The sequence below is a fragment of the Klebsiella sp. GN_Kp190 genome, assembly GCF_040061795.1.
Taxonomy (GTDB): Bacteria; Pseudomonadota; Gammaproteobacteria; order Enterobacterales; family Enterobacteriaceae; genus Klebsiella; species Klebsiella michiganensis.
The window spans coordinates 445484-455248 of sequence record NZ_JBEAFN010000005.1; the positions used below are offsets into that span (position 1 = coordinate 445484).

Genomic DNA, 9765 nt, shown 5'->3' on the forward strand with positions numbered 1-9765 from the left:
TATTTTAATGGAAACTCAGGCATTCCGACAACATAATCCCTGCATTGTTCGGCATCGCGGCACAGGGAATACACAGTTACTGCCCCGTTTGCACTTTGCGTGCTTATCCTGGAGACAGTTAACCAGAGTTCATGTAGGGTTGCAGAGAATTTAAACGTTATCACGTTGAGTGATAAGACGAATTGTCTGAGAATGTAGTGATATTGTATGAATAATACTCCGGTACAGCGTGAATATTTTTTCGATAGCATCCGCGCCTGGCTGATGCTATTGGGCATCCCTTTTCACATTTCGCTCATTTACTCCAGCCACAGCTGGCATGTTAACAGCGCCGAGCCCTCGTGGTGGCTGACGTTATTTAACGACTTCATCCATGCCTTTCGCATGCAGGTCTTCTTTGTGATTTCCGGCTATTTTTCCTACATGCTTTTTCTGCGCTATCCGCTGAAAAAATGGTGGAAAGTACGCGTTGAGCGCGTCGGCATTCCCATGTTAACGGCGATCCCGCTCCTGACCCTGCCGCAGTTTATTATGCTGCAGTACGTCAACGGTAAAGCGGATAACTGGCATACGCTGTCAGGCTATGACAAGTTCAACACCCTCGCCTGGGAGCTGATCTCTCATCTGTGGTTTTTGTTGGTGCTGGTGGTCCTGACGTCGCTGGGCGTGGTGATGTTCAAATGGCTGACGCGACCGCGTTCTGCCGCTGCGCCCACCTTTGGTGACACCGTCACATTAGGCCAGCTGTCGATGATTTTTCTCGCTCTGGGCGTGCTGTACGCGGTCATCCGCCGCACTATTTTTATTCTCTATCCGCCCATTCTCAGCAACGGTCTGTTCAACTTTATCGTGATGCAGACGCTGTTCTATCTGCCTTTCTTTATCCTGGGCGCCCAGACGTTTATTAACGCGCGGCTGAAGACGATGTTCACGACCCCCTCGCCGTGGTGCTTTGTGGCGGCTTTCCTGGGATTTATCGCCTACCGACTGAATCAGCAGTACGGCTCGGGCGATGGCTGGATGTACGAAACGGAGTACGTGATTACGATGGTGCTGGGGCTATGGATGGTCAACGTGGTCTTTTCGCTTGGCCACCGTTTGTTGAATTTCCAGTCCGCGCGGGTGACCTACTTCGTCAACGCATCGCTATTTATCTACCTGGTGCACCACCCTCTGACCCTGCTCTACGGGGCATGGATAACCCCGGTCATTCAATCAAATACCCTTGGATTTATCACCGGGCTGGTTTTTGTTGTCGGGATTGCACTGGTGCTGTATGAAATTCATCTGCGGATACCGCTGTTGCGCTTTCTTTTTTCCGGAAAATTCCAGCAAAAGACGGCTAAGCCGCAAATTTCCGCCAGTTAAAACAGGGCGCTGCTGTGTGGAACGCACAAGCAGCGCTATTTTTGCGCAAACAACAGCTGAAAGACATCGCGGTACAGGCTCTCCATCGCCGCTTTATCTACCGTCGGAGCCGTCGCCAGGTCGCAACGGTATGCCGCCCCTTCCGTTAATATTGCGATAAATTCGCAGGCGACGCTAATTTGCTCCGCGGTCATCTCAGGATGGTAGTGGCGGGTAAGCCGTCCGCCCTCCTCTTTCAGGCGACGATCGGCCTGGATCATAATTTCACGCAGGCGCGGATTTCGGGACGCCTCGGCGTTAATTTCCATCAGCAGATAATTATCGTTTTTCGTAGACTCGGTCGCGGGGAGCACGCCGGCTAAAACTGAAGCCATGCGGGCTAAATCATGATTCCCGGCAACCATTTCGCCTACTCTCGCATTAACGATCTCGCTGACGATAACTTCGATGATCTCTTCTTTGCTGGCGAAAACGCGATATAGCTGGCCTACGCTAAGGCCAGCCTGACGCGCAATATCCGCTACGGAGGCGCCATGCAGGCCCTTTTCCGCGAAACATTTTTGTGCCGCGGCAACAATTTCCATCCGGCGAAGCCGTTGTTTTTGTAGAACCTTCCCTTCAGTCACCGATGACTCTCCCGTTATGATAGTTTCCCGTCTTCGCAGGAAACTATCATATCTTATTCTGATGGCCGAGTTGCGCGCGACTCGCCTCGAGTAATTGGGTATAGATGCCGGCGGTTTCGCTATCAAAACAAACGAAATAAACGCGCTCCAGCGGATTGTAGCGAGTGAGAAAGGCAGTTACCGTCCGCACGGCTATCTCCGCGGCGGCCTGTTTAGGGTAACCATATACGCCGGTGCTGATAGCAGGAAATGCGATGGATCGGTAATTATTTGCCGAGGCCAGCAGCAGGCTATTTTTGTAAACGTCAGCCAGTAATTCCGCCTCCTGCCTGTCACCGCCGTGCCAGACCGGCCCTACGGCGTGAATCACCGCGCTGGCGGGCAGATTTCCTGCCGCCGTAATCACCGCATGGCCCGGCGGACACTCTCCCTGCTGTTGCCGCACAACTTTGCAGGCAGCCAGCAGTTCCGGCCCTGCCGCGCGGTGAATCGCCCCGTCCACCCCGCCGCCGCCAAGCAGCGACGGATTAGCCGCGTTGACGATAACATCGACCTCAAGCCTGGTAATATCGCCGAGAACCACTTCAGGTTGAACAGCCATTTCTCCTCCTGTCGGCATACGTCTTGAAAGGAATACAGGAGGATAATATGGCACGATAGCCCCCGGGGCGAAAGCCCGGGGGCAGAGGGTTACCGATAATCAACATCCAGAATGGCGAGGGTCCGTTGCGGATTAATATAGCGTAATTGCGCAGAACGGATATTTTCGTTGCGGATATTCCCTTTCTCAAGCTGCTGAGCGGAAATTTTAATCGTCTCCGCCCGCGGGCAATCCATAATAACCTGATTATTGATTGCATCGAGCTGGCAGGGTGCTTCCACCACCCGTCCGTAAAAATGGACGACGCCAGCCACGGTCTGTTCGGCGATCGCAGGGCTAATAAACGAGGGTAATATAAACAGGGCTGCAAGCGAAGCATATCTAATTGTTTTCATTATAAAACTCCTCTGCATATCGGTATAGCTACTGAAGAGCACCAGCCATCCATGAGTGCGACGAGTTAATTTTTTTTACTTCAATTTAATTATATTAACAATTTAAAAACAAAAAATATCATTTGTTTAAATGTGCTAACAAAATCGATTCACTAACTCCCGGTACAGTTAAAGTTGCGGATATATAAGGAAAAACAAAATGGCGGGAAGATTTATGATGAGGTAATACCTGGCAGCAAAAACAGCCAAAGAGCCCGACGGGCTCTTTGGTGATGAAAAGTGGGATAGGTTAAAAAGATTCGCGACTTTGATTAGCCAGAGATTTATTTTTCTCCGCCCGGGTCGCCAGCCACAGGCCGCTATTTTTCATGGCATAGCCAAATACCAGGCCCAGCGCGAGTGAAGGCACAACTAAACGCCAGTCGCCGCCGGCGGCAAACGTCGCACACGCGCCGATAAAAGTACCCGGCACAAAAGAGAGAATCAGCTGACGCGCCTGGATACACATCAAAAACGCCACGACGCCGGTCATGATATAGCTAACCACTTCCAGCTGCGGCGCCAGCGCGCTCCCGTGAATAATCACCAGCGCCCACACCACGCCGCTCATGACCGTACAGGTCGAAATAAGCAGCCCTTTTAACCCACCTTGCGGACAGGCAAAGTAAGCCGTACAGCCGAGGAAACCTGCCCAGCTCAGCAGACCCAATGCGACCGCCACCCATCCCCAGATACCGGAGAGAATGCCCGTCGTTAATGCGATTGCGAAGAGTATGTTCATGGCGCGTATCATAGCAGAAACGCGCCCGTCAAATGCGACACAGAGCACACTAAATGAAATTTAGAATGTTTTGTTGCAACTAAATTGTGACTTTAATCACAATTTATTGCTCATTTTCTTCCTGCAGCTCATCCCACATGGCGGAGAGGGCTTCACGAGTCAGCGGGGCCATGGCGCGCCAGAACGGCGTGGTTGCATGGGCTTCAACTTTGCCCAGGAACTCGCCGCACCACGGCAGAATATACTCAGCGAAAAGGGTTTCCAGAACGTCGCTTTCATCTTCCGGCGCGTGATCTTCCAGCCACGAAGCGGCCAGCAGCAAGGAGCCTAAATGATCCGCGGCGCCCTCCCCCGTGGGGACACCATGCGCGCTGAGGAAAGTACGAACGTCAGCTTCCGTAGCGCCTTCTACCCATGCGCTACGGTAAGGCGCCACGCGGCACTCTTCACCGACAAACAGCGCGTTGTATTCGGCGGCCAGAGACGGCATATCGCAGCTTTTTTGCAGACGCTCCAGCAGTTCATCCTGCTCCAGCGGCCAGCTCGCTGCCAGCTTCCCTTCGCGAATAAGGGTAAACAGCGGCACCAGCAGCGGGTCCTGCGGCTGACGATAATAGAGAGAGCCCAGCACGCGGCAGAGGATTGAAAACTCGTTCATTCATTTATTCCAGTTATTCAAATTAAAGTTCAGCAAACTCAGGAATCGCAGGCATCCCACGCGATTCAAGAAAATTAAGCAGACGCCGCGGCGTCACGTTAAGAATTCGCTCTTCCGGAAAATCAACAGCATCGAGGATTTTGCGACATTCGCTAAATTCACCAAGCGTGAATGCCGTATGGGAATCCGAGCCCAGCGCAACCCAGCCGCCGGCATCGCGTACGGCCGCGGCAACGGCACGGCAGTTATCTTCGCTGCCAATGCGCGACGAAACAAAGGATGAGTTATTGATTTCCAGCGCCACGTGGTGCTTCGCCGCTGCCGCGGCAATGGCCGGGATATCAACGGGAAACTTAGGATTACCCGGATGGCTAATGATATGCACCGCGCCGCTCGCTATCGTGGCGATCATCGCTTCGGTATGCGTTGCTTTATCCTTTGGAGGGAACACCGGCTCGTGAAAACCGGCAATGATCAGGTCCAGCGAGTTGAGCATCGGGCCGGTACAGTCAATTTCGCCCTGGGTATTTTTGATATTGGCTTCGATACCGCGCAGGATACCAACGCCCTCCACCAGCCGCGGCCAGATACGCATATTAATAAAATGCCAGTAGTGAGGCGCATCGGCCATATCGGGCCCGTGGTCGGTAATGGCAAAGAGTTTGATCCCCTTGCGCTTTGCTTCTGCAATATAATCGTGCAGGGTACTGTAGGCGTGGGTGCTGGCGACGGTATGCATGTGCAGGTCAACAGGATACATCACAATCTCCTTCTCTGTTTGTGGCAAGAATAGCAGGAATCTGCGCCTGTGATCAGCAAAAACCCCGCTCACGCGGGGCTGTCGCTTAGTATCCCAGCTGGCGATCGACCTGCCCGCTGACCGTTTGACCTCGTTCTAACTGACCGATGGTTTTGGCGATATAAGCCATGGCTTCCAGAGGCCGGGTGACGGCGGCAACATGCGGCGTCATCGCCACTCGCGGATGCCGCCAAAGCGGGCTCGCTTCAGGCAGCGGTTCGCGGCTGTACACATCCAGCATCGCGCCTTTCAACTTGCCGCTATTCAGCGCGTCCAGCAGATCGTCTTCCACCACATGAACACCGCGAGCCAGATTCAGCACGTAGCTGTTATCCGGCAGCTGCGCCAGGCGCGCGCTATTAATAATTCCAACGGTTTCCGCCGTGTTGGGCAGCAGGTTTATCAGCACTCGTGTTCCGTTGAGGAACGCATTCAGCTCCTCTTCTCCGGCAAAGCTGGTGACCTGCGGCCAGGATTTGCGGCTGCGGCTCCAGATGCGTAACGGAAAACCCCAGCTTTGCAGGGCTTCGGCCACTTTCGCGCCAAGCACGCCCGCGCCCATAATGCCGATGGTGAAATCTTCACGCTGATACTCCTCCAGCGGCTGCCACCGCGCCTCTTGTTTTAATGCCTGATAGTCATCAAAACGACGGAACCAGTGCAACACCTGGCTCACCGCGTATTCTTGCATCTGCAGCCCCATGCCGGTGTCTTCCAGACGGAACAGCGGAGTTGACAGCGGCAGCATTTCCGGGTGTTCCCGCAGTTTGCTGAGGATTGAATCGACGCCGGCGCCAAGGGCAAAGACGGCTTTAAGCTGGCGGCCCTGGAGCATTTCTACCGGCGGATGCCAGACCAGCGCATAGTCAGCGGGTTGATTATCTCCGGGTTTCCACTCGCGGACGCGCGAGCCGGGCAGCTGTTTTTCCAGTTCCGTAATCCAGAAAGGGGTGTCGAACGTGGGGTGGTAAAAGATGATATCCATAAAGGCTCCTGATAGCCGACGCTGCTGGCAGGTTAGGTTAGCGTCGCGTTTTACTCGTTGTTTTCTATTGGATTGCCAGCATAGCAAATTTCATTCGCCGAGCGTGCGAAAAAGGGAATGGCGATAAAAAAATCGATTTTCGCCCATTTAGGGAGCAAGTTGCTTGAAGTTTGGCTAAACGCGCGATTTTTTAAAAAAGTTGATTGACGGGAGATACGTATTTCCCTAAATTAGCGCCCGTTCCCGGCAACAACGGGAAAGACAATATGGTGAGGTGTCCGAGTGGCTGAAGGAGCACGCCTGGAAAGTGTGTATACGGCAACGTATCGGGGGTTCGAATCCCCCCCTCACCGCCATATTTTAAGAAGAGCTCGTACGCAAGTACGGGCTTTTTTTTCGCATATAGCACCCCGTCCGGTAGCCCGGACAGATGCGCAGCATCGCCTCCGGGAAATTCTTCTACTCCATGCTCTTCTCCCGGGGGCGGCGCGATGCGCGTGCCCGGGCTACAGTACCGCAGATTGCCGATAGCCCGTAGCCCGGGTAAGGCGTTTACGCCGCAACCCGGGGAATATGCCGTGAGGTGGTATTGCGGTGGCTTCTTCCCGGCTTGCGCTGCGCTTAGCCGGGCTACCGGGCCGCAGATCGCCGGTAATCCGAGCCCGGACAGGCGCATCGCGCCGCCGCCGGGATTGTGGCAAATGCTAATCCTCCTCCATCCGCTGATACTCTTCGCTGAGAAAATCCACCAGCGCCCTGACCGAGGGGAGTAATCCGCGACGAGAGGCAAACACCGCATGGATCACCTCCCTGCGCGGTTGCCACTCATCGAGGACAACCACCAGCTCTCCGGCGGCCAACTGATCGCGCACCATTAATAAAGGAAGCTGTACCACCCCAACGCCGGCAATGGCCGCTTCACGGAGCGCCAGCATATCCGTGGTGACCAGCCGGGGAGTAAAGTAGATTTCCGCCCTTGCCCCCTCCGGGCCGGTCAACTGCCACTTATGCTGATGCTTGCCCGCCCCCAGGCTTAACCCCGGCCAATCGCTTAGCGCTGAAGGAACCTGAGGCTGCCCCTGCCGCTCCACCAACCGGGGGCTGGCGACCAGACGGTGCCCGCGATCGGCCAGAACACGCATCACCAGATCGCTATCTTCTATCGGCCTTGGACGTACGCGAATCGCGACGTCGACGCCCTCTCCAACAACATCAACGCGTCGGTTAGTCGCTTCCAGCTGCAGATTCACGCCCGGATAGCGCACCATAAACCGTGCCAGCATCGGCCCGATATGCGCATGCAATAGCGTTACCGGGCAGGTCAGCTTTACGCTCCCGCGCGGCTCGGAACGCAGGGTTTCCACCGCCTGTTCTGCCGCTTCCGCCTCGATCAGCATCGCTTTGCAGTGCTGATAAAAGGTCAGGCCAACTTCCGTTACCGCAAACTGCCGGGTTGTACGTTGAATCAAACGGACGCCGAGGCGTTCTTCTAGCTGGGCAATACGACGGCTCAACTTGGATTTGGGTTGATCGAGCGCCCTGCCCGCCGCGGCAAAACCACCGTGATCGATCACCTGTACGAACCAGGCTAAGTCATTGAGATCCTGCATCCTTCCCCCATCGTTCCATTTTTAGAACAGTATAGGTCATTTTTGCTATCTAGCGGACTATTAGTGGCGAATATATGCTTATTCACATCAGAAACAGCTATTCAGGAGACTACCATGAAACAAATTACAGGTATCTACACCGCGCCTTCACAGCACTGGGTAGGCGATGGTTTCCCGGTTCGCTCAATGTTCTCTTACCAGACTCACGGCGAACAGCTAAGCCCCTTCCTGCTGCTCGACTACGCTGGCCCCCATCACTTCCCGGCGGGGACAGGCAAACGCGGCGTCGGCGAACATCCGCATCGCGGATTTGAAACCGTCACCGTGGTCTATTCCGGCGAAGTTGAACATCGTGACTCTACCGGCAGAGGCGGCGTCATTGGACCGGGCGATGTGCAGTGGATGACCGCAGGCGCCGGGATCCTGCATGAAGAGTTCCACTCGGCGGAATTTACCCGTACCGGCGGCGAGCTGAAGATGATTCAGCTCTGGGTCAACCTCCCGGCGAAAGACAAAATGACGCAGCCGGGATACCAGAGCATCACTGCTGATGTGATTCCGGACGTTGAGCTGCCGAATAATGCGGGCCATATGCGGGTTATTGCCGGGCGCTACGAAGATATTGTCGGCCCTGCGCACACGTTTTCTCCGCTTAACGTCTGGGACCTGCAGCTTAACCAGAGCCAGGAAATCACGCTGCATCAGCCTGCCGGCTGGAGTACGGCGCTGGTCGTTCTGGAAGGTGAAGTGGTGGTGAACGGCGAGGGTAGCGCCCGCGAGGGTCAGCTGGTGGTGCTCAGCCAGAAAGGAGAAGCGCTCCACCTCTCGGCCAGTAGCAACGCAAAAGTACTGCTGATGGCCGGTGAACCGCTGCAGGAGCCGATCGTGGGCTATGGCCCCTTTGTGATGAATACCAAAGCACAAATCGCGGAAGCGGTTCGTGATTTTAATAGCGGCCGCTTCGGCCAAATCTGATATTGAATGAGGTGAATAATATGTCTACCCCAGCTAACTTTAATGGTTCTCGTCCGGTTATTGATGTCAATGATACCGCCATGCTGCTGATTGACCACCAGAGCGGTCTGTTCCAGACCGTGGGTGATATGCCGATGCCGGAGCTGCGGGCGCGCGCCGCCGCGCTGGCGAAGATGGCTTCATTAGCCGGGATCCCGGTGATCACCACGGCGTCAGTGCCGCAGGGACCAAACGGCCCGCTGATCCCTGAGATTCATGCGAACGCGCCCCATGCGCAATATATTGCGCGTAAAGGAGAGATTAACGCGTGGGATAACCCGGAATTTGTTGCCGCAGTAAAAGCAACCGGGCGTAAAACGCTGATTATCGCCGGTACCATTACCAGCGTCTGCATGGCGTTCCCGTCCATTGCCGCCGTCGCCGATGGCTATAAGGTTTTTGCCGTCATTGATGCTTCCGGTACCTATAGCAAGATGGCGCAGGAAATCACCCTCGCCCGGGTTGTTCAGGCGGGCGTCGTACCGATGGATACCGCAGCGGTTGCTTCTGAACTGCAGCGCACCTGGAATCGCCCGGATGCCGCTGAGTGGGCCGAGGTGTATACCAAGGTCTTCCCGGCATACCAGCTGCTGATTGAGAGCTACGCCAAAGCTCAGGACGTGGTGAAGAATAACGAACAGCTTGATTCACAGCGTTAAAATGACTGCCCCGCCGTGCTACGGCGGGGCAGTGTTCATTGCTTAACCGAACGATAGCGAAAGCATAAATACTGCTTGACCGTTTTAGCGCAACTCCCTATAGTAGCGCCCCGTTGCCCACCCAAGGTGAGCGACAAAACAATATGGTGAGGTGTCCGAGTGGCTGAAGGAGCACGCCTGGAAAGTGTGTATACGGCAACGTATCGGGGGTTCGAATCCCCCCCTCACCGCCATATTTTAAGAAGAGCTCGTACGCAAGTACGGGCTTT

11 protein-coding genes and 2 tRNA genes are annotated in these 9765 nt (G+C 54.9%); 5 read left to right on the forward strand and 8 right to left on the reverse strand.

The window, feature by feature from the left end:
- Positions 1-207 precede the first annotated feature (207 nt).
- Positions 208-1368 carry a glucans biosynthesis protein MdoC gene (mdoC, locus tag ABLU67_RS04120; protein WP_046876514.1) on the forward strand — a complete coding sequence of 387 codons (1161 nt, stop codon included), beginning with the start codon at positions 208-210 and terminating at the stop codon, positions 1366-1368.
- Positions 1369-1403: 35 nt separating this feature from the next.
- Here the strand turns inward: mdoC and ABLU67_RS04125 are convergent, their stop codons facing one another.
- The 7 genes from ABLU67_RS04125 to ghrA form a co-directional block, all read right to left on the reverse strand.
- Positions 1404-1994 (reverse strand): TetR/AcrR family transcriptional regulator, encoded by a 591-nt coding sequence (locus tag ABLU67_RS04125; RefSeq protein ID WP_004849849.1) that lies wholly within the window; start codon positions 1992-1994, stop codon positions 1404-1406.
- Positions 1995-2040: 46 nt separating this feature from the next.
- Positions 2041-2595, reverse strand: coding sequence for an O-acetyl-ADP-ribose deacetylase (ymdB, locus tag ABLU67_RS04130; protein ID WP_014228822.1), 555 nt, complete (start codon positions 2593-2595; stop codon positions 2041-2043).
- An 89-nt stretch (positions 2596-2684) separates the two neighbouring features.
- Complete coding sequence (locus ABLU67_RS04135; RefSeq protein ID WP_014228821.1) at positions 2685-2990, reverse strand: type 1 fimbrial protein; 306 nt, start codon at positions 2988-2990, stop codon at positions 2685-2687.
- Between the two features lie 289 nt (positions 2991-3279).
- Complete coding sequence (locus ABLU67_RS04140; RefSeq protein ID WP_014228820.1) at positions 3280-3771, reverse strand: DUF1097 domain-containing protein; 492 nt, start codon at positions 3769-3771, stop codon at positions 3280-3282.
- A gap of 103 nt (positions 3772-3874) precedes the next feature.
- The gene (locus tag ABLU67_RS04145) at positions 3875-4429 is read right to left on the reverse strand and encodes a molecular chaperone (protein ID WP_025106901.1); all 555 of its coding nucleotides are present in this window, start codon (positions 4427-4429) and stop codon (positions 3875-3877) included.
- A gap of 22 nt (positions 4430-4451) precedes the next feature.
- Positions 4452-5189 carry a phosphatase gene (locus ABLU67_RS04150; RefSeq protein WP_025106900.1) on the reverse strand — a complete coding sequence of 246 codons (738 nt, stop codon included), beginning with the start codon at positions 5187-5189 and terminating at the stop codon, positions 4452-4454.
- An 85-nt stretch (positions 5190-5274) separates the two neighbouring features.
- Positions 5275-6213 carry a glyoxylate/hydroxypyruvate reductase GhrA gene (gene ghrA, locus ABLU67_RS04155; protein ID WP_048261565.1) on the reverse strand — a complete coding sequence of 313 codons (939 nt, stop codon included), beginning with the start codon at positions 6211-6213 and terminating at the stop codon, positions 5275-5277.
- A 268-nt stretch (positions 6214-6481) separates the two neighbouring features.
- Between ghrA and ABLU67_RS04160 the strand changes: the two genes are divergently transcribed.
- Positions 6482-6569 (forward strand) — tRNA-Ser (locus tag ABLU67_RS04160).
- 348 nt (positions 6570-6917) lie between these two features.
- Here ABLU67_RS04160 and ABLU67_RS04165 read toward each other — a convergent pair.
- Complete coding sequence (locus ABLU67_RS04165; RefSeq protein ID WP_014228816.1) at positions 6918-7823, reverse strand: LysR family transcriptional regulator; 906 nt, start codon at positions 7821-7823, stop codon at positions 6918-6920.
- Between the two features lie 114 nt (positions 7824-7937).
- On the opposite strand from ABLU67_RS04165, the gene ABLU67_RS04170 reads away from it, so the two are divergent.
- From ABLU67_RS04170 to ABLU67_RS04180, 3 genes are all read left to right on the forward strand, one after another.
- Positions 7938-8798, forward strand: coding sequence for a pirin family protein (locus tag ABLU67_RS04170; protein WP_014228815.1), 861 nt, complete (start codon positions 7938-7940; stop codon positions 8796-8798).
- Positions 8799-8818: 20 nt separating this feature from the next.
- Positions 8819-9496 carry an isochorismatase family protein gene (locus ABLU67_RS04175; RefSeq protein ID WP_014228814.1) on the forward strand — a complete coding sequence of 226 codons (678 nt, stop codon included), beginning with the start codon at positions 8819-8821 and terminating at the stop codon, positions 9494-9496.
- A 145-nt stretch (positions 9497-9641) separates the two neighbouring features.
- Positions 9642-9729 (forward strand) — tRNA-Ser (locus ABLU67_RS04180).
- Positions 9730-9765: the final 36 nt, after the last annotated feature.

Coding starts and splice junctions, on each gene's coding strand:
- ABLU67_RS04170 (WP_014228815.1), top strand. CDS start 7,938: ATGAAACAAATTACAGGTATCTACACCGCGCCTTCACAGCACTGGGTA.
- ymdB (WP_014228822.1), bottom strand. CDS start 2,595: ATGGCTGTTCAACCTGAAGTGGTTCTCGGCGATATTACCAGGCTTGAG.
- ghrA (WP_048261565.1), bottom strand. CDS start 6,213: ATGGATATCATCTTTTACCACCCCACGTTCGACACCCCTTTCTGGATT.
- mdoC (WP_046876514.1), top strand. CDS start 208: ATGAATAATACTCCGGTACAGCGTGAATATTTTTTCGATAGCATCCGC.
- ABLU67_RS04150 (WP_025106900.1), bottom strand. CDS start 5,189: ATGTATCCTGTTGACCTGCACATGCATACCGTCGCCAGCACCCACGCC.
- ABLU67_RS04145 (WP_025106901.1), bottom strand. CDS start 4,429: ATGAACGAGTTTTCAATCCTCTGCCGCGTGCTGGGCTCTCTCTATTAT.
- ABLU67_RS04135 (WP_014228821.1), bottom strand. CDS start 2,990: ATGAAAACAATTAGATATGCTTCGCTTGCAGCCCTGTTTATATTACCC.
- ABLU67_RS04175 (WP_014228814.1), top strand. CDS start 8,819: ATGTCTACCCCAGCTAACTTTAATGGTTCTCGTCCGGTTATTGATGTC.
- ABLU67_RS04165 (WP_014228816.1), bottom strand. CDS start 7,823: ATGCAGGATCTCAATGACTTAGCCTGGTTCGTACAGGTGATCGATCAC.
- ABLU67_RS04140 (WP_014228820.1), bottom strand. CDS start 3,771: ATGAACATACTCTTCGCAATCGCATTAACGACGGGCATTCTCTCCGGT.